The following is a 25,312-nucleotide window of genomic DNA, read 5'->3' on the forward strand; positions in this document are numbered from 1 at the left end:
GAGACCCGCCCGGCCCCCCTGCCGGTGGCGGGGCCGCGGTCTCCCACGGCGTACCGGTCTCTCACCGGGTGCCCTCGGTCACGCCGTACCGATCACGACGCGGAGCGGAAAACCGCCCTCCGGGCCGCCCACCACGGCGACAACGGCCTGCGCCACCCGCTCCGCTTCCGCGCCGGTGACGGCCTGCGCGGCCAGCCGCGCGTCCACCCGGGCGACCAGGCCGGGACACCGGGCCTCGTACGCCTCGGCGGTCTCCAGGTCGTCAGGACACACCGGCCGGAACCGCTCGCCGGTGTCGGGCACCAGGGAGCCGGACACGATGATCGCGCTCCCCACCCCGAAGCCGGCCAGCTCCTTCGCGTAGCTCTCGGCGAGGTGACCGGTCACGGCGACGGCCCCGGAGTGCAGCGCCAGATAGGGGGTGTCGCCCGCGTTCCCGGACGTGAGGATCCAGACCAGCACACCGTCCCGGCGCTCACGCATCTGCGGCAGCACCGCCCGGTTCACCCGCTGGGCGGACAGCACGTGCGCGTCGTAGATCCGCGCCAGCTGGTACGGGGTGAAGGACTCGACGGGGCCTCTGGGCACGGGGCCCATGGTGTGGACGACGACGTCGATCCGCCCGGCCTCCTTCACGATGCCGCCGACCGCGGCGGTGACCGAGCGCTGGTCGGCCACGTCGACGGTCACCGGGCGCAGCCGCCCGCCGTCCGGCGCCGGCCAGGTGTCGGCGTACCCGATTCCGGCGTAGACGACGTGACCGGCGTCGGCCAGCGCCTCGGCGGTCGCTCCCCCGAGGGCACCGGAGGCTCCGGTCACCAGGACGATCTTCGACATCATGCTCCTCCGCGGACCGTGGGCGCGGCGAGGAGTACGACGCGCACTTGACCACACGTCCAGCCTCGGCGCGACCGGGCTCGGTCCGCATAGGTCGAACGACTGCCCGGGAGACTGCGGTTTCCTCTCCCGGGCCGGGGCGGCGAGCGAATCTCTCGTGGCCATTTGACTGATGCGCGCGGGGGGCGAGCGCGGCGAGAGTTCAGCCGAGGGCCGCGGAATTCCTGCCCGAAGAGACAAGAGAGATGAGACCTCATGTCCGTCACGTCCGTCACGCAGCACACCGCGAAGAATCAATTCGTCGACGCTCCCAACGGAGTGCGTTTCGCCTACCGGCGCTTCGGCCGGGAGTCCGGGACACCGGTGCTGTTCCTCCAGCACTTCCGCGGTGACATCGACAACTGGGACCCCGCGGTGGTCGACGCGATCGCCGCCGAGCGTGAGGTGATCCTGCTGGACAACCGGGGTGTGGGACTGTCCAGCGGTACGGTGCCGGCCACCGTGACCGAGATGGCCCGTGACGTCATCGCGTTCACCGACGCGCTCGGCCTGGAGACCGTCGACCTGCTCGGCTTCTCCCTGGGCGGCTTCGTGGCCCAGGAGGTCGCGCTGATCCGTCCGCCACTGGTACGCAGGCTCGTCCTCACCGGCACCGGGCCCAGAGGCGGGGTCGACATGCACGGCTGGCGGAAGGACATCGCCGACCACGCCCGTAACCCCGACCTCGGGGGCGAGGACCTGCTCTACATCTTCTTCGCCCACACCGACTCCAGCCAGGCCAAGGGCATGGAGTACCTGGGGCGTTTCCTCGCCAGGACCGAGGAGCGCGACATCTTCACCACACTCGCCGCCCGCGACGCGCAGTACGACGCCATCGTCGAATGGGGTGTCCCGGACCACGCCGCTCTGTCGCGGCTGCGGGCCATCACCCAGCCCACACTGATCACCCAGGGCGACAACGACCTGATGATCCCGACCCCCAACAGCCATCTGATGGCGGGTCTGATCCCCGGCGCCGAACTTCATATCTACGAGGACGCCTCCCACGCCTCGCTGTTCCAGTACCCCGAGCGCTACGCCACCGACGTCAACACCTTCCTCGGCCGATCCCGGTCCGAGTCCTGAGAACGGGAGCCGACATGAACGATTACGACTACATAGTGGTGGGCGCGGGCAGCGCGGGATGTGTGGTGGCGTCACGGCTGTCCGAGCATCCCGACAGCAGTGTTCTCCTGATCGAGGCCGGCAGCGCGCGGCTGCCGGACCTCACCTCCGTGCCTCCCGCGTGGCCGATGCTCCTCGGCTCCTCGGTGGACTGGTCCGATTCCACCGAGGTGCAGACCAACGGCCTGCCGATGCACCTGCCCCGGGGACGCGGCCTGGGCGGGTCCTCCTCCACCAACGCGATGTTCTTCGTACGGGGGCACAGGTCCAGCTACGACGCCTGGGTGGCCGCGGGCGCGAAGGGCTGGGGATACGACGACCTCCTCCCGTACTTCAAGCGCAGCGAACGCACCGAAGGGCGCGACCCCGCGATACGCGGTACGGAAGGGCCGCTGCGGCCCGCCCCCGCCGACCCCCTGCATCCGGTCATCGCCGCACAACTGGCCGCCGCGCTGGAGGTGGGCCACCCCTTCGCCGCCGACATCAGCGGCGGTGTGCAAACGGGCTTCGGCCCCACCGACCTGTCCATCGTGAACGGGAAGCGGCAGAGCGCCGCCGACGCCTACCTCGCACCGGCGCTCGCGCGCCCCAACCTCACTGTCGTGACGGACGCGACGGTGTCCCGGGTCACCGTCACCAACGGCCGTGCCACCGGCGTGGATTACCGTATCGGCGACACACCGCACCGGGCGCGGGGCCGCGAGGAGATCATCCTCACCGCCGGTACCGTCGGGTCCGCGAAACTCCTGCTGCTGTCCGGCATCGGACCCAGGGCCCACCTGACCGACCTGGGCATCGATCTCGTGCGCGACGTCCCCGGTGTGGGCGCCAACCTGCACGACCACGCCCTGTCCCAGGTCGCCTACGAGCCGGCGCGGCCCCTGCCGCCGATGGAGCACAACCACGCGGGCGCCATCGGACTCCTCAGGAGCGGGCCGGGCGCGGAAGCGCCGGACCTCCAGCTCGTGTTCTCCGACATCGCGCTGTACGGACCCGCACTGCCCGGTCCCCAGGGCTACGCCGTCCTCGTCTCCGCGATGCTGCCGCACAGCCGCGGGTCGCTGCTGCTGCGCAGCGACAACCCCGCCGACCGGCCGCGCATCGACCCGCACTACTACGACGACCCCCGCGACCTGGACGTGGTCGTGGCGGGCCTGCGCGTCGCGCGGGAGATCGGCGGCGCGAAGGCCCTGGCGCCCTGGCGGGGCAAGGAGATCGCCCCGGGACCCGAGGTCCGGGACGCGGCGTCGCTGCGTGAGTACGCGCGCCGCAGTCTCCTCACCTACATGCATCCCGTGGGGACCTGCCGCATCGGCGTGGACGACAACGCCGTGGTCGACACCCACCTGCGGGTCCAGGGAATCGGCGGACTGCGTGTGGCCGACGCCTCGGTCATGCCCTCCATCGTGTCGGCCAACACCAACGCGACCGTCTACGCGATCGCGGAGAGGGCCGCCGCCCTGATCCGGGGGGAGGAATTCTGAACCTTTTCCTCCGCTTCCTCCTCCGCCGCCTTCCCCGCTCCTTCCCATGCTCCCTGGGCGGCGGCGCACCGGCTCGTCCGTCCTGACTACCTCCCGGGCGCTTGCCGCCGGCCGTGGCCGGCCGATCACGTCGGATCAGGTGATGCCCGGGCGGCACGGCGCGTGGTTGTCTCCCCTTCTGGACGGAAAACGCGAGTTGGCCAGGGAGGGAGTGTGACCTGGTGAGCTACGGCGACCTGTTCGAGTACGGTTCCGCCGCCCCTCTGGTGGGGCGGGACGCGGAGCTCGGACGTATCGGCGACTTCTTCGCCCGCCCCGACCGCGGCGGAGCACTGCTGCTGTCGGGGCAGGCGGGAGTCGGCAAGACGGCGGTGCTCGACGCCGTGGCACAAGCGGCGTCGGCGGGAGGCTCGCAGGTCCTGCGCGCCGCCGGGATCGAGTTCGAGGCCGACGTCAGCTACTCGGGACTGAACCAGGTCCTCTTCCCGCTGACCGAGTCGTTCGGCGACCTGGACGGTGTGCACAGCGAGGCCCTGCGGGTGGCGCTCGGCTACGGCAGCGGACCGCCTCCCGACCGGCTGGTGATGTCGACCGCCACCCTCACACTGCTGCGTCAGGTGGCCGCCAAGGATCCCCTCCTCCTGGTGGTCGACGACCTGCCGTGGCTCGACCGGGCCAGCGCCGCCGTTCTGGGCTTCGTCGCGCGCCGGCTCGCCGGCAGCCGGGTCGGCTTCCTCGGCGCTCTGCGCTCGGGAAGCGACTGCCTCTTCCAACACGCGGGCTTTCCCGAGTACGAAGTCCCGCCGCTGGACGGCGACTCGGCGCGAGCCCTGCTCGACGCGCGCTTCCCCCATCTCGCCGAGCGGGTCCGCCGGCGCCTGCTGGCGGTCTCCGAGGGAAACCCGCTGGCGCTCCTGGAACTGCCGACGGCCCTGAGCGGGCAGCAGCGCGTGGCGGCGGAGGGCCTCCCCGAGGTGCTGCCGCTCAGCCAGCGGCTCCAGGCGCTCTTCGTCTCCCGGGTGGCCTCGCTCCCCGTGGGCGCGCGGCGGCTGCTGCTGCTTGCCACGATGGACGGAACCGGCGACCTCGGGGTCCTCCAGGCGTCCGCGCGGCAGGCCGGATACGGCGCCGGCCTCGACGATCTCGCCCCGGCCGAGCGGGACCGGCTGGTGCGGTTCGACGAGGGCGGCAGGCGGCTCGTCTTCCGCCACCCCCTGATCCGCTCGGCGGTGGTGGAGGCCTGTACCGGCGCGGAGCGTCACTTCGCCCACCGCGCCCTGGCCGGGGTGCTGGCGGACGAGCCCGAGCGCCGGGCCTGGCACCTCGGAGAGGCGGCCGTCGAACCCGACGAGCACGTGGCCGCCCTGCTGGAAGAGGCCGCGCACCGGATCGCGGCGCGCGGTGACGCCGTCGGGGCGGTGGCGGCGCTGGTACGGGCGGGCGATCTCAGCCCCCTCGGTCCTGACCGCGCGCGCCGCCTGGCGGAGGCCGCGTACATCGGCGCCGACGCGACCGGGGAGCTGCGCGGCGCGTCGGAGCTGCTCGACCAGGCCCGCCGGGCGGACCCGGACCTGATGTGGTCCCTGCGCTCCGCCGCCGCCGTCGTCTTCCTGATCATCAACGGCGACGGGGACCTCGACACCGCCCACCGCCTGCTGGTGGGGGCCATCGAGTCCGGTTCCCACCGCTACGACGCGAAGGACAGCGCGCTGGTCGACGCCCTGCACCTGCTGCTGCTCCTCTGCTTCTTCAGTGGCCGCGCGGAGCTGTGGAAGCCCTTCTACGCGGCGATGGCCCGGCTGCGGCCCGACCCGCCCGTGCTCCTCTCCGTGATCGGCAGGACCTTCTCCGACCCGGCCCGTACGGGAGTCGCGGCGCTCGACCAGCTGGAGTCCCTGCTCGGGGGGCTCCGGGAGGAGACCGACCCCGGCCGTATCGTCCGGATCGGGACCGCGTCGCTCTACGCCGACCGGCTGGCCGACGTGCGCGAGCCCTCCTGGAGGGTGGTCCTCCAGGGGCGCGACGGCGGTCCCGCGCGCCGGTACATCGGTGCGCTGATGCACCTGTGCCTGGACGACGGCCTGACCGGCCGGTGGGACGAGTGCGTGCGGCTGGCGGATGAAGGGGTCCAGCTCTGCGAGGACTCCGGTTACCACTTCTTCACCTGGTACTTCTGGTACTGCCGGGCCGTGGTGGCCGCGTCCCGCGGCGACGACGCCACAGCCGGCGAACTGGCCGACCGGATCACCCGCTGGGCCACGCCCCGGGGGGTGGTGACCGCGCTGCACTACGCCCGGCACGTCCGGACCGTCGCCGCTCTCGGACGAGGCGACTTCGAGGCCGCGTACCAGAACGCGACGGCCATCAGCGCCGCGGGTGACCTCGCTTCCCACGTCCCGCACGCGCTGTGGGTCGCGATGGACGTCGTCGAGGCCGCGATGCGCACCAACCGTCCCGCGGAGGCCGCCGCCCACGTGCGTGCCGTCCGGGAGACCGGCATCGCGGCGCTCTCCCCCCGGCTCGCCCTGCTGGCCGGGGGCGCGGCGGCGCTGTGCGCCACCGACGACGAGGAGGCGGTCCGGCTCTTCGAGGAGGCGCTGGCCGTGCCGACGGTCGAGCGGTGGCCGTTCGACCTGGCGCGCGTGCGGCTGGCGTACGGGGAACGGCTCCGCAGGGCCCGGGCGAACGCCGAGGCCCGAGGGCCGCTGAGCCTGGCGTACGACGCCTTCGTCCTGCTCGGTGCCACGCCCTGGGCGGAGCGCGCGTCCAAGGAACTGCGCGCCACCGGGTGGGGCGCGGCACGCGCCACCACCCCCGGCGGGAAGGGCCTCACCCCGCAGGAGCGGGAGATCGCGGATCTCGCGGCCTCGGGACTGAGCAACAAACAGATCGCGGAACGGCTCTACCTCTCGCACCGGACCGTCGGCGCGCATCTCTACCAGATCTTCCCGAAGCTCGGCATCACCTCCCGGGCCGGGCTGCGCGACGCGCTCGCGGACCTGGAGTGAGCCGACCCGGAGTGAGCGCATCTGGAGTGAGCGCGTCTGGAGTGAGCACACCGCCCGGGGCGCGGGCGGCCGGATCGCTGTCCAAGGACAGGGCTCCTTCATGGTGCGAGGATGGTCTCGTCCGAGGACATACGACGTCGGAGCGCACCCGGATGGGGACACGACCGTGAAACCGGTTCTCAGAGGGCGTGCCGACGCCGTCGGCCACGTTCTGGCGGTGCTGAAAAAGGTGGCGAGGACCGGCCAGGGAGCCGTGGTGTTCGTCCGGGGCGAGCCCGGGATCGGCAAGACCGCCCTCCTGGACACACTGGTCGGACAGGCCTCCGGGCAGGGATTCACCATCAGCCGGGCCAAGGCCGAGGAACTCCAGCAGATCGCCCCGATGGCCCCCCTCCTGGCGGCGCTGCGCTTCGGGAGCCGTCCTCTCCTGTCGGCCGAGGCGTTCGCGGACCTCGCGCCCCTCTACCGCCAGCAGCTCTGGCTCGTGGACCGGCTCGCCGGGATGCTGGAGGAGCACGCGATGCGCTCCCCCCTCCTCGTCGCGGTGGACGACGTCCAATGGGCCGACCGCCTCAGTGTGTTCGCCCTGCGCACCCTGCCCGTCCGGCTGGCCGGCGTACCGGTGGTGTGGATCCTCAGCTCCCGTACGGACCCCGGCGGTACGGCGGACGAACTCCAGGACGTCGTACGGGGGAGTGTCCCCGTGGAGGCCGTCGAGCTGGGGCCGCTCACCGCCTCCGACGTCGCCCTGGTCGCCCGCGACCGGTTGGGCGTGGCCCCGGACGAGCGCCTGCTGCGTCTCCTGGAGGGCGCGAACGGGGTGCCGTACCTCGCGGTCGAGCTGATCGACGCGATCGCCAGGAACGCCGGAGACGCGCCGGCCGGTGCGGCCTCCGCCGACCAGGGCCTTCCCGCCTCTCTTCCCGGCTCTCTGCCCGGCTCCTTCGTGGCAGGACTGCGCGGCAGGCTGAACGCGCTCCCCGAGGACGTCCGGCGCTTCCTGTCGGTCGGCGCGGTGCTGGGACAGTCCTTCCGCGTCGAGGACGCCGCGGCCCTGTTGGGTGGCGCGTCCACGGAGGACCTCATCCAACGGCTCGAACAGGCCGTACGCGCCGGCGTCCTCGACGCCGGACAGGAGCGCGTCGCCTTCCGGCACGACCTGGTCCGGCAGGCGGTCTACGCGGACGTGCCCCGTCCGATCCGTACGCTGCTCCACCGGGACGCGGCCGAGCTGCTCCTGTCGGCCGGCGGCGACCCCGTCGAAGCGGCCCCGCACCTGTTGGCGAGCGCGGTGAAGAACGACCGCGGCGCGGTGGACATCCTGCGCCGGGCGGCCGCCGCCGTACGGACCCTCGCCCCCGCGACGGCGGCCGACCTCGTGGTCGCCGCCTTCGCCCTGCTGTCACGGGGCGACACCGTGTGGCCGCGCGTCGGTGAGGACGCCGTCACCCTCCTCGGCAAGGCCCACCGCCCACGGGAGGCGATGGAGCTGGGTGAGGACATCCTGGAGACGCTGCCCGGTCACGACGACATCGGGCGGATCCAGGGCAGACTGGCGTGGGTGCTGTGGGGCCTGGCCAGGCCCGACGAGATGCGCGAGCGGATCGAGACCGCCCTCGAACTGGACGGCCTGTCGGCGGAGACCCACCGGCGGCTGCTCGGTCTCCAGGCGCTCGCGCTGTCGCACGGCGACGACATGGTCCGGGCCGCACAGGTCGGCGAGCGCGCTCTCAAGGAAGGCGCCGACGGGGCCGACGAGACCGCCGAGGCGCTCGCCCGGCGCGCGCTGGCCGAGATCGCCCTGAACGACGGTCATGTCAGAACGGCGCTGGGGCACTTCGCGGCCCTCCGCTCCGCCGGCCGCTCCCTCGATCTGGACGAGATCGTGGCCCAGCTCTTCGTGGACGCGTACGAGTCCGCCCGCCGCCTGATCCTGCTGAGCCGGCGCAGCGCCGACGACGAGGGCGTTTCCTCGCAGATCCCGGACCTCCTGTTCGCGCAGGCCCTGTACGACTTCCGCCTCGGCCGCCTCGACGAGGCCGACGCGGGGCTCGTCGCGCTGTCCGAGCTGGGAGACGGTCTCGAGCACTACGCCCAGCGGGCGGGAAAGGTCATCATGGCCCGGATCGCCCTGCACCGGGGCGACGTACGGGCCGCTCGCGCGTACTGCGGAGCGGTGAGCTGGGACACCACCGACCCCCGCACGCAGCCGCGCCAGGTGATCATGTGGGCCCGCCTCCTCACCGCCGAAGGCAACCCCGAGGGGGCGGTCGACCTCCTCCTCCGGCACCGCGTCCTGGACCACCCCCGGGCCGGCTTCCGATGGGCGGAACGGGCGGCCGGCATTCCCGACTGGGTCATGGACGTCACGGACGCGGCGGCCGCGAGCGGCCGTCACGACATCGCCGTCCGGGCGGCCCGGCTGGCGCGGCGCTACGCCGAGAACAACCCGGACGTCGTGTCGTTCAGAGGCCTGGCGGAACAGGCCGAAGGGATGGCCACCGACAACATCGATCTGCTGCGACAGGGCCTCGCATCCCTCCGGTCCCATCCCCGCAGGCTCCTTGAGGCCGGGGCGGCGGAGCGGGTCGGGCAGGCACTGCTGCGCCACGGCGACCGGACGGAAGCGGCGGAGCTGCTGGACTCGGCCTGGAACACGTTCCAGGACCTGGGCGCCTCGGGAGACGCCCGCCGGATCCAGTACACGATGCAGGCGGCGGGCTTCCGGCGCCGCCAGTGGAACAGCGCCTCCGCCCGTCCCGTCTCCGGCTGGCAGGCCCTCACCACCATGGAACGCCGCGTCGCCCGCCTGGTCGGAGAAGGCCGCTCCAACCGCTCCGCCGCCACCGAGCTGACGCTCTCACCCAACACGGTCGCGGCCCATCTGCGCGCCATCTTCCGCAAGCTGGAGGTGAGTTCGCGCGTCCAACTGGTCCACAAGCTCATGGAAGAGGACCGACGCCCGGACTGACACCACCCGGGGCCGCCCCTTCGTATCAACTATTCGCATCAACTCCCTGTCAGGCGGGGCCGAAAATCCAGTTCCCCGGGGCGTTCGGATCGTCGCTGGTGAAGTAGTCCAGGACCGCGGCGTTGATTTCCTCCCGGCTGAGGACTCCGTCCCCGTCGCGGTCGAGCTTGGTGAATGCCTCGTCGAGGCTTTGCCGGGGGACACCGAACGTGTTTCCGTACATCGCCGCGTATTCGTCGCGGCTGATGACACCGTCCCCATCGGTGTCGCAGAGCGTCGTCCAGGCCTGCATCAGCGTGCCCATGCGGCCGAGGAATCCGTGAGGGTCGGTTTGTAAGGAGCGGCGGACTCCCAGGCGGTATTCCCCGGCGTCGATGGCCCCGTTGCCGTCGGTGTCCATCGCCTTGAGATCGGTGGACCAGATGGCGCCCAGCGCGGCGTGCAGGCGGGCTTCGGTGGCGGGGTCCTGGGCGCCGACCGCCGTGCTCAGGGTCGTCGCCAGCGAGACGACGTCGCTCTCCCGGATGCCGCCGTCGTTGTCGGTGTCGAGCAATTCGAAGAACCGGTCGAGCTTGATGTCCAGGACGGAGCGCTCAGGCATCAGAGGTCTCTCTCTCACTCACGAGGCGCGGTTGGCCGGTCCCGGGGTGAATTACCCAGGCCGCACGCGCGGATATCCACTCGTTCGAGTGGTGAACAGCGGCTGGAGTGCGAGTCGGCGCTTCATGATCAGTAAGCTCTGGCGCAGACGTGTCCGGAACGCACTCGGGGAAGACCCGGGGCAGACAGAGAACAATTCGAGAGGGTTCGATTTCGTGCCTGGGGACTCTTTCGACTACGTCGTCGTGGGCGCGGGATCGGCCGGATGTGTCCTCGCCCACCGCCTCAGCGAGGACCCCGGCGTACGCGTACTGCTGCTGGAGGCGGGCGGCGCGGACACCGCGCCGCTGGTGCACACGCCCGCCGCCTTCCCCGCGTTGTTCCGTACCCACATGGACTGGGACCACAGCACCCACTACGAGCCGGAACTGAACGGCCGACGCGTCTACCTGCCCCGGGGGCGGCTGTTGGGCGGATCGTCCTCGACCAACTTCATGGTCTACGTCAGGGGCAACCCCGCGGACTACGACGAGTGGCGTGCTCTCGGCTGTGCCGGCTGGGGCTGGTCGGACCTGCTGCCCATGTTCCTGCGCGCGGAGGACAACGCACGCGGGGCCGGCCCCTTCCACGCCGTCGGCGGCCCGCTGGCCGTCTCCGACCAGAGGCACCCGACCCCCCTCGTCGACCTCGCGTTACAGGCGGCGCTCGGCTGCGGGTTCCCGGCGAACGACGACTTCAACGGTGCCCGGCAGGACGGCGTCGGCCGGTACCAGCTCACCCAGCGCGACGGCCGCCGCGCGAGCGCCGCCGCCTGCTACCTCCACCCCGTCACGGACCGCCCCAACCTGTCCGTCGTCACCCACGTCCAGGCCACCGGCGTACGGATCGACCGCGGCCGGGCCACCGGCGTCCACGGCACACGGCTGGGCCGCCCGGTCACCTACACCGCCGAGCGGGAGGTGATCCTCAGCGCCGGTACGTACGGATCACCCCACCTGCTCCTGCTGTCCGGCGTCGGCGATCCCGATGCCCTCGCGGCGCTGGGCATCACCCCGCGCGTCGAGTCGCCCCGCGTCGGGCGCAACCTCAGCGACCACACCGTCGTCCCGCAGGTCTACGCGACCGCCTCGCCCGAAAGCCTCCACGGGATCCACGGCTGCCCCGACAGCGCCAGGGAGTTCGCCGAGGGCAGGGGACCTCTCACGTCCAACCTGGTGGAGGCCGGGGGATTCGTCCGCAGCCGCGCCGGGCTCACGGCCCCCGACCTCCAGCTGTACGTCATCCCCGTGGGGTTCGCGGGCGAGGGGCTGGTGCCCGTACCCCGCCACGCGCTCTCGATGGGGGCGTCCGTACTCAAGCCCGTCAGCCGGGGACGCGTCGCGCTGGCCTCCCCCGACCCCACCGCCAAGCCCCTCGTCAGGCATCGCTACCTCACCGCGCCGGAGGATCTGCGGGCCCAGGTCGAAGGGGTGCGGCTGACGTCCCGGTGGGCGGCGGCGCGACCGCTCGCGGAACGGCTCGCCGGACCGTTGTACGCGCCCGAGTCGGACGCCGAGGAGGACGTGATCGCGTTCATCCGCGCCCGCGCCCAGACCGCGTACCACCCGGTGGGGACCTGCGCCATGGGGGCGGACGCCGCGTCCGTCGTGGACCTCGACCTGCGCGTGCGTGGTGTCGAGGGGCTGCGCGTGGTGGACGCCTCGGTGATGCCGACCGTGCCACGGGGCAACACCAACGCCCCGACCATCGCCGTGGCGGAGAAGGCGTCCGACCTCATCCGGGGCGGTGGGGGGCGGGGGAGTGTCTTCCGGCAGGGCGCCGGCGCCGGCCCCGTGACGGCGGGCGCCCCGCGCGTCGCCGTGACGTAGCCGGGATCGCGCACACCCACCCACCCCCTACCGAGTACAGCGGGAGCAGGAGCACGTGACAGCGGGAACACAGGTGCCGGTCGAGGCTGCCGGGACGGCCGTACCCGAAGGCACGGCCGACACGACCGGGCCGGTCGAACTGGCCTCCCTCGGGGGCGACTTCACCCGCGACCCCTACCCGGTGTACGCGTGGCTGCGCGCACAGGGACCCGTCCACCACGTACGCCTCCCCGAGGGGACCGTCGTCTGGCTGGTCCTCGGGTACGACGAGGTGCGCGCCGCGCTCGCCGACACACGGCTGTCCAAGGAGTGGCGCCACGCCTCGCCCGCCCAGCGGGTGCAGACCGTGACGTCCGGGGTGTCCATGCTCCGCGCCAACGCCCCGCGGCACACCCGGCTGCGCGCTCTGGTCACCCGCGCCTTCACCGCGCGCCGGGTGTCCTCCCTGGCCCCGCGGATCCAGCAGGTCACCACGGACCTGCTGGAGGCGATGCGGGCGGCGCCCGAGGGGCGCGCCGATCTGGTCGAGGCCCTGTCGTTCCCCCTGCCCATGACGGTCATCTGCGAACTCCTCGGCGTTCCCTTCCTCGAACGCGACGCCTTCCGTGCCTGGTCCGACCTCCTCGTCGTGGGCGCCGCCACCCCCCGCACCCGGGACGCCCTGGCCGACATGACGCGCTACCTCGCCGGCCTGGTGGAGACCAAGCGCGCCCGGCCCGGTGACGACCTGCTCAGCGACCTCATCGCCCTGGGCGAGGAGGACGGCGACCGGCTCAGCGAGCAGGAACTCCTCGGCATGGCACAGGTGTTGCTGATCGCCGGGTACGAAACCACCGCCAACCTCATCTCCAACGGAGTCCTGGCCCTGCTCACCTACCCCGGGCAACTGGCCGCGCTGCGCGCCGACCCGTCGCTCATCGACGCGGCGGTCGAGGAGATGCTCCGCTACGAAGGCCCGCTGGAAGTCGCCACGTTCCGCTTCACCGTCGACCCGGTCGAGATCGCCGGCACCCGCATCCCCGGCGGCGGCGAGATCGTGCTGCCGGTGATCTCCGACGCCGGGCGCGACCCGGCGCGCTTCGACCGGCCGGGCGACTTCGACATCACCCGCGACGCGCGCGGCCATGTGGCCTTCGGCCACGGCAGCCACTTCTGCCTGGGGGCCTCACTGGCCCGCCAGGAGGTGCGTACCGCCGTGCGCGCGCTTCTGGAGACCTTCCCCACGCTGGAACTGGACGCGCACCCGGCCGCCCTGGCCTGGCGGCCCGGCACGATGCCGAGAGGTCCCCGCAGCCTGCCCGTCCGCTGGCACTGACCCCCCCCTCGGCCCCCTCCCCGACCCCCACTCTTTCGTTCGCCGGAAAGGAACATCAGCATGACGCTCGTACACGAGCATGAACACGAGCACGGGCAGGATCACGAGGAGAGGGGTACGGCGGGCCCGGCAGACGCTCCCGTGATGTCGGCCGCCCCTCTGATGCGTATGGCCACGGGCTTCTGGCAGTTCAAGACACTGGCCGTCGCCGTCGAACTGGCCCTCTTCACCCGGCTGTCCGGCCACCCGGACCGCACCAGGACCGAACTCGCCGCCGCACTGGGCATCGAGGACCGGCCGGCCGACCTGCTGCTGACCGCGTGCACGGCACTCGGCCTCCTGGAGAAGAACGGCGACACCTACCGGAACGCGCCGCTCGCCGAGCAGTTCCTCGTGGAAGGCGGGGAGTGCTACTTCGGTGGCGTCGTGCGCTTCAACGACCGCGCCTACCCGGCCTGGCACGACCTCGGCGCCGCCGTCCGCTCCAACCGTCCGCTCACCTGGGACCCCGACACCCAGAGCACGCTCTTCTCGTCCGGCGACCCCGCCTTCACGGAGGCGTTCTGGAACGGCATGCACTCGCTGTCCGCCGCGACCGCCCGCGTCCTGGCGCAGACGTACGACTTCGGCCCGCATCAGCGCCTGTTGGACGTCGGCGGCGGCTCCGGGGCCTTTGTGATCGAGCTGTGCCGCCGGCACCCGCACCTGACCGCGACCCTGTACGACCTGCCGCACGTCTGCGCCCTCGCCCAGGACCGGATCGCGTCCGCGGGCCTGGCGGAGCGCGTCCGGATCACGCCCGGCGACTTCCGGCGCGAGGCGGAACTGCCCGGCGGGCACGACCTGATCGTGCTCAGCATGATCCTGCACGACTGGGACGAGCGCGACGGCCGGGCTCTGGTACGCAAGTGTCACGACGCCCTCGCGCCGGGCGGTGTCCTGCTGGTCTGCGAGCTGCTCGTCGACGCCGGGCGCACCGGGCCCCTCGACGCCGCCCTCATGGGCGTGAACATGCTGGTGGAGACCGCGGCGGGCCGTAACTACGGCGAGGACGAGTACGTGGAGTGGCTGCACGCCGCGGGCTTCGCCGACACCGAGATCGTCCGGTTCGACGCGGCCGGGGCCAACGGCGTCGTTGTCGCGCGCCGCGCCTGAGGGCCGCCTTCCGCCCCTTCCGTACCCCGTACCTCCCCCTCCCTACCCCACGCCAGCACCGTCTTGGAGCCACGATGGCCACACCGACCACCACAACCGCACCGACCACCCGCCCCACCCCGCTCCACTTCCTGGAGGACATCCGCTCGACCGCCGCCGCCGTCGGCGCCCCCTTCGACGAAGAGGTCACCCGGAAGGCGCTGGCCGCCTACGCCGGCCACTTCCTCGACAGCGCCGTGGTGTGGAAGACGACCGGCCGCCCGGGGGACGACCTCAGCTACCGCTTCTACACCCGGACCCGGACCGACACCCTCAGCACGGCCACGGCCGCCGGCCTGCTCCCGCCCGACACACCCCTCGCGCCCCTGATCGCGTTCTGGAGCGACCTCTACGACGGCGCGCCCGAGCAGTCCTGCGACTTCACCGCCCGTACCGGACTGGACAAGACGTGGGTGTGGCTCGGCGGCACCCGCCCGGCCGCGGAGGTCCTCGACGCCGAGGCGGTCCCGGACGCCCTGCGGCGCAACCTGCCCGCCTTCGCCCGCGCGGGTCTCGCGCACATCCGCTTCCTCGCGGTCGACCACCGCCACCACTCGGTCAACCTCTACTTCCGCGTGCGGGGCCCCGTCACGGCGGCGCGGTGCGCCGACATCGTCTCGCTCGTCGGCGTCACACCCCCGAGCGCCGAGGACGTCGCGGAGATGGGGGCCCTCATGCCGCGGGACTACGGAATCTCGGTCACCGTCTCCCTCACCACGGGAGACGTGGCACGCGTGTGTTTCTACGCCCTCAACGTGCCCGACGGCCGGCTTCCCCGCATCCCGGAACGCATCGCCACCTTCCTCGCCGCCGCCCCGTCCTACGACGCCGAGGGGTGCACGGTGATCGGCTGGTCGTACGGCCCCGGCAACGGCACCTACGTCAAGGCGGAGCGCAGCTGCTACGGCGACATGATCTCCGCCTTCGAACGGTGGAGCTGTCACTTCAGCGGCGGCCGGGAGCGGGACTCCGCCCTGCCCGTATGACATCAGCGGACCCGCGGACCCGCGGACCCGGCGTCCCCTCCCCGGATCCGCCCCTTCCCCACCTCCTTCCGTTTCTTCTCTCTCCCCCCGGAGGTTCCGTGTCAGCGCTTCCCGTCGACGTCGGCGGTGGGCCGGTCGACGTCCTGGTCCGCATGCAGGACCCGGCGACCATGGAGGACCCGTACCCCCTGTACGCGTGGCTGCGCGAGCACTCGCCCGTGCACCCCAACCCGACGGGTGGGGTGTACTTCGTCAGCCGCCACCAGGAGGCGCGACTGGTGATGCGGGATCCGGCCTTCCGCAGCCTCACCCAGGAGGAACTGCGGGCCAAACAGCCCCGGATCGGCCGTTCCCGTACGTTGCGGAACTTCCTGGTGGGCATCACCAACACCAACCGGCCCGAACACACCAGACTGCGCCGGGCGATGGCCCCGTTCTTCACACCTCAGGCGGTGGAGACGCTGCGGCGCGGCGCGCGGCAGCGGTGTGACGCGCTCTTCGCGCCGGTGGTCGAGCGCCTGCGCGACGGGGAGAGTGTGGACCTCCACACCGAGGTGACCGCGCCGCTGGCCATGCACGTCATCGCGGACCTGATCGGTGTGCCCGAGGCGGACCGGTCCTCGATCGCGCCGCTGGTCTCCCGTACGCTCCGGGCGGCCCATCCCACGGCGGACGAGGCCGCGTTGAGGGAGGCGGACGAGGCGACCCTCGCGATCGAGGAGTACTTCACCGGCCTGGTGGCGGAGCGGCGTTCGCGCCCTCGTACGGACGCGGTGTCCGCCCTCGCGAACGGCGGCGGTGAGGACGGCGGGCCGGCCCTGGACCAGGCCGAACTGATCAATATGCTCTGGGGACTGTGGATGGCGGGCTCCGACAGCACCACCGCGGCCATGGACCACACCGTGCTTGAGGTCATCCGCTTTCCCCGGGCCGCACGGGCCGCTCTGGCGGACCCGGACCCGGAGGCGGCCGCCGGGTTCGTGGAGGAGTGCCTGCGCCACGAACCGCCGATCTGGATGGCCGCTTCCCAACTCGTGCCGGTACGGGACGTGGAGGTCGCCGGGACGGTCATCCCGCGCGGCGCCGGGGTCCACGTGCTGATCGGGTCGGTGAACCGGGACCCCGCGGTCTTCCCGGATCCCGACCGCTTCGACCCGGCCAGGGGGGTGCCCGGCTACCTCACGTTCGGCGAGGGCATCCACCGGTGTGTGGGAGCGGGGCTGGCCCGGATGGAGATCACGGTGTTCCTCTCCCGGCTCCACGCCCACCTGCCGGGCCTCGCGCCGGCGGGCACTCCCGTCCGGCGGAGGCTGGCGACACAGCGGTCGTTCGACAGCCTGACGGTCGCGCTGCCCGGCGGCCGGACGTCGTCCCACCGCCTCACCCCCCACCCGTCGAAGTCGAAGGAGAGTGAACGAGCGTGACCACGAAGGACACGGGCGTCTTCCAGGACATGTGCGTCGACCATCTCAGGATGTACGTCACCGACCTCGCCGAGAGCGCGGCGTGGTTCACCGACGCCTGCGGATTCACCGCCCGTACGGGTACGGACGGCCGGTCGGCGCTGCTCCTGGCCGACCGGATCCGGCTCGAACTGGTCCGGCCGGGGGCGGACGACCCGGCCGGGAGCGCGTTCACCGAGCTGCACGGTGACGGTGTCGGCGACATCGCGCTGGGTGTGCCGGACGCCGCGGCGGCGTTCCACGAGGCGGTACGGCGGGGAGCCCGCCCGGTCCGCGAACCGGTGGGGCGGGGTGACGTCGTCACCGCCACGATCGCCGGATTCGACGACGTGACGCACACGTTCGTCCAGCGCGCGGACGACCTGCGCGTGGACGACCTGCGCGTGGACGATCTCCACGCCACCCTCCCGCACGCGGCGGTGCCCGTGGGCGGCTCGCCCTCGCCCCGGAAGCCCGGACTGACCCACATCGATCACCTGGCCGTCTGCGTGCGGCCCGGCGGCCTGGAGCCGTTGGCCGCCTTCTACGAGCGGGTCCTCGACTTCGAGACGACGTTCACCGAACGCATCGTCATCGGCAACCAGGCCGTCAGGACCTCGGCGGTCCAGAGCCGCTCGGGCGGGGTGACGCTGACGTTGATCGAGCCCGACATCACCCGGGACCCCGGGCAGATCAACCGCTTCCTCCACGACCACGGCGGGGCGGGTGTCCAGCACGTCGCCTTCTCCACGGAGAACATCGCGGAGACCGTGCGGTTCCTGACCCTGGGCGGCGTCGAGTTCCTCCGTACACCGGACACGTACTACGAGCTGCTCACCCGGCGGCTGGCACCGGCCCGCTACACGGTCGACGGCCTCAAGGAGCTGGGCGTCCTGGTGGACGTCGACCACGGCGGGCAGCTGTTCCAGATCTTCTCGAAGTCGGTGCACCCGAGGAACACCCTCTTCTTCGAGATCATCGAGCGCCAGGGCGGCCGGACGTTCGGCGGCGGCAACATCACCGCCCTGTACGAGTCGGTCCGGCTGGACGAGAACGCGGCCGCCGCGCGCGGCAGGTGAACGCGCCGGTCAGTCCCGGTACGCCTTCAGCAGGTACAGCCAGATCTCGCTGACGGTCGGGAAACAGGACACGGCGTGCCACAGGCGGGGGACGGGTACCTCGCCGGCGACGGCGATCGTGGCCGAGTGGAGCAGTTCGCTGACGCCCGGGCCGACGAAGGTCGCGCCGAGCAGCGTTTCCCGGTCGAGGTCCACGACGATGCGGGCCCGGCCCCGGTAGCCGTCGGCGTGGAGCAGGGCGCCGGGGACGGTCGCGAAGTCGACGTCGACGGCCCGCACGCGGTGGCCGGCGCGGGTGGCCTCCTCCGTGGACAGGCCCACCGCGGCGGCCTCGGGGTCCGTGAAGAAGATCTGGGGGACCGCGTGCTGGTCGGCGGTGGTGGCGTGGGCGCCCCACGGCGCGGTGTCCACCGGTTCCCCGGCCGCGCGGGCGCCGATCGCGTCGCCGGTGATCCGGGCCTGGTACTTGCCCTGGTGGGTGAGGAGGGCGTGGTGGTTGATGTCGCCGACCGCGTACAGCCAGTGCCCGTCGACGCCGCGGACCGCGCAGGTCTCGTCCACGTCCAGCCAGGTCCCGGGGGTCAGGCCCACCGTCTCAAGACCGACGTCCTTGGTGCGGGGCGAGCGGCCGGTGGCGAAGAGGATCTCGTCGGCCTCCAGGCGGGTGCCGTCGTCCAGGACGACGCCGACGGGGCCGTCCGGGTCGGGGCGGTGCAGCGCGGTGGCGGACACGCCGATCCGTACGTCCACGCCGCCGTCCTTGAGCCCGTCGGCGACCATCCCGCCGACGAAGGGTTCCATCCGGGGGAGCAGCGGACCGCGGGCCAGCAGAGTGACCTCCGCGCCGAGCCCCTGCCAGGCGGTGGCCATCTCGACGCCGACCCCGCCCCCGCCGACCACGACGAGCCGGCCGGGGACGGTACGGGAGTCCGTGGCCTCGCGGTTGGTCCAGGGGCGCGCCTCGGCGAGTCCGGGCAGGTCGGGGACGACGGCGTCGCTGCCGGTGCACAGAGCCACCGCGTGCCGGGCGGTGAGGACCGTCTCCCCGCCGTCGGGGGTACGGACCACGACGCGGCGCCCGCCGTCCAGCCGCGCGTCGCCGCGCAGGAGGTCGGCGCCGATGCCCCGGACCCAGTCGGCCTGGCCCGTGTCGTCCCAGTCGGTGACGTAGCGGTCGCGCCGGCCGAAGACGCCGTCCGTGGAGATCGTTCCGCTGACCGCTTCGCGTGCCCCGTCCACCTTGCGCGCGTCGGCTACGGCGAGCACCGGACGCAGCAGCGCCTTGCTGGGTACACACGCCCAGTACGAACACTCCCCGCCGACCAGTTCCCGCTCCACCACCGCCACACTCAGCCCGGCGGCGCGCGCCCGCTCGGCGACGTTCTGGCCGACCGGACCGGCGCCGACGACCACGGCGTCGTACGTGAGGTCCGAGCCCGGGGTCTGTCCTGTTTGTAGCTTTTCTGGCGATTCGCTCATGCCGTCATCGGACCATGTTTCGGTTCCGACTTCCAGGCTCTCGGCAGAGGCGCGGCCGATGGCGCGGCGTGGCGCTCCGTGCGGGCCCTGTCACTCCCCCTCCGTGAGGGTCCCGGACCCCGGTGCCGCAGCGGCCAGAAGGATGGCTTATGGCCGCCCTCGGCCGTTCGCCCGGCCGGATGCTGGGGATACCGGTCCCCGCGAGGTTCCCTGGACAGGGAGAGCAGTACTTGGCCGATTCAAGGAGCCCGTCCCATGACCGCCCACGAGCCCGCCTACTTCACCGCCTTCGAGAACCTCGCCCTGGAACGCACCCCCTCCGGAGTCCTCACCCTGCGTTTCCACACCGACGACGGCCCGGCGACCTTCACGGGGCGCCTGCACAGCGAGCTGCCGCGTGCCCTGTACGAGATCGGTGAGGACCGCGACAACCGGGTGCTCGTCCTGACCGGGACCGGTGACCGTTTCATGACGGACATCGACGGCCCCAGCCTCGGCGACATCACCAAGCCCGCCCACTGGGACCGTACGATCGCCGAGGGCCGCCGCATCATGCAGCGGCTGGCCGACCTGGAGATGCCGGTCGTCGCGGCCGTGAACGGCCCGGCGACCGTCCACAGTGAGTACGCCCTGATCGCCGACATCGTCATCGCCTCGGACACCACCGTCTTCTCGGACTTCCCCCACCTGACCTTCGGGATCGTCCCCGGCGACGGCCTCCAGATCGTCTGGGAGGAGGCCCTGGGCCTCAACCGGGCCCGCTACCTCACCCTCACGCAGGGGTCGTTCACCGCAGAGCAGGCCGAACGCTGGGGCGCCGTGGCCGAGGTGCTGCCCCACGACAAGGTCCTCGCCCGCGCATACGAACTCGCCGAAACGCTGGCCGCGAAGCCGCAGTTGCTGACCCGCTATCTCGCGGTGACGTTGCGTCAGCGCATCAGCCGCCGCATTGCCGAGGGCACCCAGCTCGGCATGGCCCTGGAGGGCCTGACGGCGGCGGACCTCGCCTACCAGGGCTGAGCCGCCCATCAGGGCTGAGCCGGCTACCAGGGGAGCCGGCCTCAGAGGGCTATGGACTTGAGCTCCAGGTACTGGCCCAGGCCCGCCGCGCCGAACTCCCGGCCGACCCCGCTCGCCTTGTAGCCGCCGAACGGGGTGTCGAAGGCGGGCGCGGCGCCGTTCACGGAGAACGTGCCGGTACGGACGCGGCGGGCGATCTCCACGCCGCGTTCCGTGTCCGCCGTCCACACGCCGCCGGAGAGGCCGTACGGCGAGTCGTTGGCGATGCGTACCGCGTCGTTGTCGTCGTCGTAGGGGATGACGACGAGAACGGGGCCGAAGATCTCTTCCTGCGCGATCCGCATGGAGTTGTCGACGTCGGCGAAGACGGTCGGGCGGACGTAGTTGCCGCCCTCCAGCCCGGCGGGGGTGTCGGGGCCGCCGACGACCAGCCGCGCGCCCTCCTCGACGCCGGTCCTGATGTACGACTGGATCCGTTCCTGCTGGCCCCGGCGCACCATCGGGCCGATGAACGTGTCCGGGGCGGCCGGATCGCCCACGGTCAGGCTCTCGGTCAGCGCGGCCACGGCGGCGACGACCTCCTCGTAGCGGGCGCGCGGGGCGAGGACGCGGGTGAGGCTGACGCAGGACTCGCCGTTGTTCCCGTACGACGCGTACCGCAGCCCCTCGGTCACCGATTCCAGATCGGCGTCGTCCAGCACGATCGCGGCGGACTTCCCGCCCAGCTCCAGGCTGACCCGCTTGAGCTGCTCCCCGGCGATCGAGGCGATACGGCGGCCCGCGGCGGTCGAGCCGGTGAAGGCGATCTTGTCGACGCCCGGGTGGGAGACGAGGTACTCGCTGGTCTCCCGGCCGGCGGGCAGCACGGAGACCACGCCCTCGGGGAATCCGGCCTCGTCGAAGACCCCGGCCAGCAGGAGCGCGTCCAGGGCGGTCTCGGGCGAGGCCTTCAGGATGACCGCGCAGCCCGCGAGGAGCGCGGGAACCATCTTGGCCAGGGCGGACTGGTGCGGCGCGTTCCAGGGGATGACCGCCGCGACCACTCCGACGGGCTCGCGGCGCACCAGGGAACGGGCGCCCGCGGGGGACCGTACCTCCTCCTCCCACGGCAGGGCCTCGGAGGCGCGCAGATACGCGTCGGTCTGCCCCGCCAGGGCGGTCTGGAGGCTGCGGGTGAACCAGCTCGCCGAGCCGTTCTCGGCCGTGATGAGGTCGGCGATCTCCTCGGCCCGCGCGGCGTGCAGGGCGTTGAACCGGGCCACCGTGGCCCGGCGCTCCCCGGGGGTCAGCCGGGGCCACGGTCCGTGGTCGAAGGCCTCACGCGCGAGGGCCACGGCCGCGTCCACGTCGGCGGGCGCGGCCTGGGCGGCGTGGCCGACGGGGGACTGGTCGTGCGGGGAAAGGACCTCTATCCGCTCGTCGAGAGACGAGGGCGCCCAGTGGCCGCCGATGTAGAGCTTGTCGTAGACGATCATGATCTCTCCGGTCCACGGGAAGGTAGGTAGTTACCTACTTCGACGCTAGGACGCCCCCGCAGGCTTGTCAAGTAGGTGTTTACCTACATATCCTGGGTCCATGGCACGCAGCGCGGAAGAGACCCGGCGCAAGATCCTGGACGCCGCGGCGGACGAATTCGCCCGGTACGGCATCGCCGGGGCGCGCGTCGACCGCATCACCACCACGGCGGGCGTCAACAACGCCCTGCTGTACCGCTACTTCGGCGGCAAGCTGGAGCTGTTCGACGTCGTGTACAGCCGCCATGTCGTCGAGATCGTCGAGGCCGTGGACCTGGACCCCGACGACCTGCCCGGATACGTCGGGCGGCTCTACGACTACTACCAGGCGCACCCCCACGTCGTACGCCTGGCGGCCTGGCACCAGCTGGAGCGGCCCGATCACACGCCCCCCCAGACCGTGCACGACGCGCAGGCCCAGAAGGCCGAGAGGATCGCCCGGGCCCAGAAGGAAGGGCGGATCCCCGGGGACCTCCCCGCCGAGGAACTGCGCGATCTGATGGTCCTCCTGTCCCTCTCCAACGGGCCGCTGGCCCCGGCCCTGGGCGGCGACCCCGCCCTGCGGCGCGCGACCGTCGTGGCGGCGGCCCGCGCCCTCCTGGAAGCCCGGTCCGGTCCTTCCGGCTGAGCGCCGGGGGTGTCCCGAGGCCTCAGGTCACTCGTCCTCGGACCCGGTGTGCTCCTCGATGACCAACTCGGCGAAGGACGTGTACCTCTCGCCCAGGCCCGGGTACCAGCTCGCCCAGATGTACGCGGCCCACTCGCCGTCCTCGGACACGTCCCCCGGGTCCAGCAGCCAGTACTGGGCGTCGCCGTCCTCGGAGATCAGCAGCGCGCGGTCCATCATCGCGGTCTGCTCCTCGAAGTCTTCCTCGCCGCCCATCCGGAGCATCTCCCACAGGCCGGACTCGGCGCGGAACCAGTCGACGGTCTCGGTCGTCCGCATCTCCCACATGAACGGACTGATGTTCAGCCGGACGTCCGAGGTGGCGAGGAACGCCCGATAGCTCGGCGGGAGCCGGATGCCGAGCCGTTCCTCCAGGGCCGCTATCCGCTCGTCGTCGGCGCCTCCGTAGAGGAGCCGGCCGACGGCTCGCCGCTGGGCGGCGACGCCGTCCGGCTCCTCGTCGTCCGGCACGTGCATCAGGGCGGCGCTGTGCTCGGCGAGGTAGCCCCGCCACTTCTCGACGGTACGCAGTGCCGCCGCCGGGCCGGACGTGGGCCGTGGCTCCGGGTCCGGGTCAGGGTCCGGGTCGGTGGGGGGCCGGTGCCCGGGCGCCGGCTCCCGCTCCGGGGCGGCGGACACCGAGGTGCCCCGGTAGCCGGCCGGTCCCTCGTTCACGGGCTGGTGGTAGCCGACAAACCCCCGCGGTCCGGGGGCGGACGCGAAGAAGCGCACCTGGGAGAGCTGGACGTGGCAGGCCCCCGCGTTGCGGGTGATCTCAAGGCGGTAGTGACCGTAGGCCGCGGCCGTACCCGCGGACACGGTGAAGCCCCGCGACTGGTGGCGTTCGGGGAAGCGCTCCCCGGCGCGGGTGTCGAGCGTGACCCACCGCTCGCCGTCGTGCGAACCCTGGAGGGTCCACTCCTCGGGGTCACGGTCGTCGCAGTCGTTCGCCGAGGCCAGCACGTAGTGGAGGACGGCGACCGGCCGGCTCAGGGAGAACTCCAGCCAGGCGGTGTGCCCATCGCCCAGCCACTTGTGCCAGGTGGTGTCGAGGAGGTTCCGGGCGACCTCGTCGGCCTCCGTGAACTCATCACTCGCCCGGACGCCGGTCACCAGATCGGTGACCTCCTCCCGTGGGTCGGGCCCGGCCGCCCGCAGCGCCAGCGAGCCCGAATCGCCCGCCCGGTCGTGCCACGTCACCCGCTCGACGGGTGCGCCCCCGTCCTCGATCAGCAGCCGAAGCTCGCCGGAGGCGTGCCAGTCGCCCTCGCCCCGGTCCTCCTCCGTCCGGAACCGGTGCGGGGCCGTGCCCGCGTACGGGCCGGGGTACGTGCGCGCGTACGTGCCCCCGGGGAGCGCCCCGTGCTCCTCCCGCACCCCGCGGTACTCCGTGAGCGAGCCGTCGGCGGCGCGGTGGTGTCCGTAGAACTCCGTCCTCGCCGGCGGGAAGGCGACCGCCGCCTCCGCGCCGTCCCCGCCGCGCCAGGCGAGCTGTTCCGGGAGTGCGCGCTCGTCCCGGTCGAGGAGGACGGTCAGCCGTGGAGCGGGCCGCCAGCTCGCGGACGGGTGGGCGCGCCGCTCGGTGCGGAAGGTGAACACCGCCTCTCCGGCGGCCACTTCCGCCGTCGTGCGATCCGCGCCGCCGGTCGTACGATCCGCGCCGCTGGTCGTACGGGACGGGTCGCCGGTCGTACGGGACGGGTCCAGGGCGATCCGGTACAGCCGGAGGCCGCCCCGCGCCCCGGCGGGGTGGCGCAGGCGCAGGGTGTTGGTGTGCGGCACCAGAAGCGCGCCGGGCACCGCGAACACCGTCTCCCCGGGCAGGACTCCGTCCGGCACGGCGAAGTCGCCCACGACAGCACGGCCGTTGACGGTGATCTCGAACGGCGTGTCCCCCGGGGACCCGCCGGTCGGGGGAACCAGCGCGGTGACCGTGAGGGTCAGCTCCCCGGGCGTCCCGCCCTCGCCCGGCGGGAAGACGTCGGCCGGCACGAAGTCGAACGTCACGCCGCCGCCCGCGTCGACCGCGAGATGGTCCGGCGCGGGGTGGCAGTGGTCGAACCGGGCCGTGCCGGGGCCCGGCCGGGGCGGATCGGTGGTGAAGTCCGCGAAGGTCGCTCGCACGCTGTGCTCCCGGGATGACGGCCAGAACGGCCGTCGCAGTGTCGAAGTGGGATGAATGGCGGCGGAGTTGAGCCGCCGACCTGCCTTCACCGATGCTAGACAGGCCCACTGACAACGGGGTGCGCGGCGCGGCGGCGGGGCCGTCGCGCCGAAGACGTCCCCCCGACGGCGAGATTTCCGCCTCATGTGGTGCCCCTGTACCCCTGGCGTAACACCGGGTGCGTAGCATCGAACTGGTGACCGTGGGGCGGGAGTTGTCTGTGGATCGCACGGGGCGGGAGACGGACCCGGACCTCCGGGTCCCGGAAGTCTGCCCGCACAGGCCCGCACAGGCCCGCCGAGGACGCGCCCGCCCCCGTCGTGACCACCGCTCCGCGTGCCGGTCCGAAGGCGGGGAGTCGTCCGTGCCGAGCCCCGGAACCGTTCTCCGGTGCGGCGCGTCCCGCGGAATACGGCATTCCCGGAGGAGGAGAGACGTGTTAGCAGCGGACAGTACGCCAGGCGCGCACGCCCGTGAGCCGTGGCACGGGACGCGGCACGCGCCGCCGGCGGCGATCCGC

The 25,312-nt window shown here is 72.5% G+C and carries 17 protein-coding genes; 12 read left to right on the plus strand and 5 right to left on the minus strand.

The window, feature by feature from the left end; all coding sequences use genetic code 11:
* Positions 1-78: 78 nt before the first annotated feature.
* Positions 79-840 carry an SDR family NAD(P)-dependent oxidoreductase gene (locus tag ACIO1C_RS14835; protein WP_401862887.1) on the minus strand — a complete coding sequence of 254 codons (762 nt, stop codon included), beginning with the start codon at positions 838-840 and terminating at the stop codon, positions 79-81.
* A 252-nt stretch (positions 841-1,092) separates the two neighbouring features.
* Here ACIO1C_RS14835 and ACIO1C_RS14840 point away from each other — a divergent pair, with 252 nt between their 5' ends.
* The 4 genes from ACIO1C_RS14840 to ACIO1C_RS14855 all read left to right on the plus strand — a co-directional run bounded on the left by ACIO1C_RS14840 (position 1,093) and on the right by ACIO1C_RS14855 (position 9,464).
* Positions 1,093-1,962 (plus strand): alpha/beta fold hydrolase, encoded by an 870-nt coding sequence (locus ACIO1C_RS14840; RefSeq protein WP_401862890.1) that lies wholly within the window; start codon positions 1,093-1,095, stop codon positions 1,960-1,962.
* Between the two features lie 14 nt (positions 1,963-1,976).
* Complete coding sequence (locus tag ACIO1C_RS14845) at positions 1,977-3,485, plus strand: GMC family oxidoreductase (protein WP_401862893.1); 1,509 nt, start codon at positions 1,977-1,979, stop codon at positions 3,483-3,485.
* Between the two features lie 221 nt (positions 3,486-3,706).
* A complete protein-coding gene (locus tag ACIO1C_RS14850; protein WP_401862896.1) occupies positions 3,707-6,493 on the plus strand; it encodes an ATP-binding protein in 2,787 nt (928 codons plus the stop codon).
* Between the two features lie 166 nt (positions 6,494-6,659).
* Entirely contained in the window at positions 6,660-9,464 is a 2,805-nt protein-coding gene (locus ACIO1C_RS14855) for an ATP-binding protein (RefSeq protein WP_401862899.1), read from the plus strand.
* Positions 9,465-9,513: 49 nt separating this feature from the next.
* Here the strand turns inward: ACIO1C_RS14855 and ACIO1C_RS14860 are convergent, their stop codons facing one another.
* A complete protein-coding gene (locus ACIO1C_RS14860; RefSeq protein ID WP_401862901.1) occupies positions 9,514-10,065 on the minus strand; it encodes an EF-hand domain-containing protein in 552 nt (183 codons plus the stop codon).
* A gap of 214 nt (positions 10,066-10,279) precedes the next feature.
* Here ACIO1C_RS14860 and ACIO1C_RS14865 point away from each other — a divergent pair, with 214 nt between their 5' ends.
* The 6 genes from ACIO1C_RS14865 to hppD all read left to right on the plus strand — a co-directional run bounded on the left by ACIO1C_RS14865 (position 10,280) and on the right by hppD (position 17,948).
* Entirely contained in the window at positions 10,280-11,932 is a 1,653-nt protein-coding gene (locus tag ACIO1C_RS14865; protein WP_401862904.1) for a GMC family oxidoreductase, read from the plus strand.
* A 139-nt stretch (positions 11,933-12,071) separates the two neighbouring features.
* Complete coding sequence (locus ACIO1C_RS14870; RefSeq protein WP_401863207.1) at positions 12,072-13,247, plus strand: cytochrome P450; 1,176 nt, start codon at positions 12,072-12,074, stop codon at positions 13,245-13,247.
* Positions 13,248-13,391: 144 nt separating this feature from the next.
* Positions 13,392-14,402 (plus strand): methyltransferase, encoded by a 1,011-nt coding sequence (locus ACIO1C_RS14875; protein WP_401862907.1) that lies wholly within the window; start codon positions 13,392-13,394, stop codon positions 14,400-14,402.
* A 74-nt stretch (positions 14,403-14,476) separates the two neighbouring features.
* Positions 14,477-15,427, plus strand: a complete 951-nt coding sequence (locus ACIO1C_RS14880; RefSeq protein WP_401862909.1) for an aromatic prenyltransferase — start codon at positions 14,477-14,479, stop codon at positions 15,425-15,427.
* A gap of 98 nt (positions 15,428-15,525) precedes the next feature.
* Entirely contained in the window at positions 15,526-16,851 is a 1,326-nt protein-coding gene (locus tag ACIO1C_RS14885; protein ID WP_401862912.1) for a cytochrome P450, read from the plus strand.
* Positions 16,848-17,948 carry a 4-hydroxyphenylpyruvate dioxygenase gene (gene hppD, locus ACIO1C_RS14890; RefSeq protein WP_401862914.1) on the plus strand — a complete coding sequence of 367 codons (1,101 nt, stop codon included), beginning with the start codon at positions 16,848-16,850 and terminating at the stop codon, positions 17,946-17,948. Before ACIO1C_RS14885 ends, hppD begins: the two co-directional genes overlap by 4 nt.
* A gap of 9 nt (positions 17,949-17,957) precedes the next feature.
* On the opposite strand, the gene ACIO1C_RS14895 is transcribed toward hppD, so the two are convergent.
* Complete coding sequence (locus ACIO1C_RS14895) at positions 17,958-19,427, minus strand: dihydrolipoyl dehydrogenase family protein (protein WP_401862917.1); 1,470 nt, start codon at positions 19,425-19,427, stop codon at positions 17,958-17,960.
* Positions 19,428-19,682: 255 nt separating this feature from the next.
* Here ACIO1C_RS14895 and ACIO1C_RS14900 point away from each other — a divergent pair, with 255 nt between their 5' ends.
* Complete coding sequence (locus tag ACIO1C_RS14900) at positions 19,683-20,447, plus strand: enoyl-CoA hydratase/isomerase family protein (protein WP_401862920.1); 765 nt, start codon at positions 19,683-19,685, stop codon at positions 20,445-20,447.
* A gap of 41 nt (positions 20,448-20,488) precedes the next feature.
* Here ACIO1C_RS14900 and ACIO1C_RS14905 read toward each other — a convergent pair whose 3' ends face one another.
* The gene (locus tag ACIO1C_RS14905) at positions 20,489-21,922 is read right to left on the minus strand and encodes an aldehyde dehydrogenase (protein ID WP_401862922.1); all 1,434 of its coding nucleotides are present in this window, start codon (positions 21,920-21,922) and stop codon (positions 20,489-20,491) included.
* Positions 21,923-22,022: 100 nt separating this feature from the next.
* Between ACIO1C_RS14905 and ACIO1C_RS14910 the strand changes: the two genes are divergently transcribed.
* Complete coding sequence (locus ACIO1C_RS14910; RefSeq protein WP_401862925.1) at positions 22,023-22,589, plus strand: TetR family transcriptional regulator; 567 nt, start codon at positions 22,023-22,025, stop codon at positions 22,587-22,589.
* Between the two features lie 27 nt (positions 22,590-22,616).
* Here the strand turns inward: ACIO1C_RS14910 and ACIO1C_RS14915 are convergent, their stop codons facing one another.
* Positions 22,617-24,752, minus strand: a complete 2,136-nt coding sequence (locus ACIO1C_RS14915) for an SMI1/KNR4 family protein (protein WP_401862928.1) — start codon at positions 24,750-24,752, stop codon at positions 22,617-22,619.
* Between the last annotated feature and the right edge of the window lie 560 nt (positions 24,753-25,312).

The sequence above is a fragment of the Streptomyces sp. NPDC087420 genome, assembly GCF_044744165.1.
GTDB lineage: Bacteria > Actinomycetota > Actinomycetes > Streptomycetales > Streptomycetaceae > Streptomyces.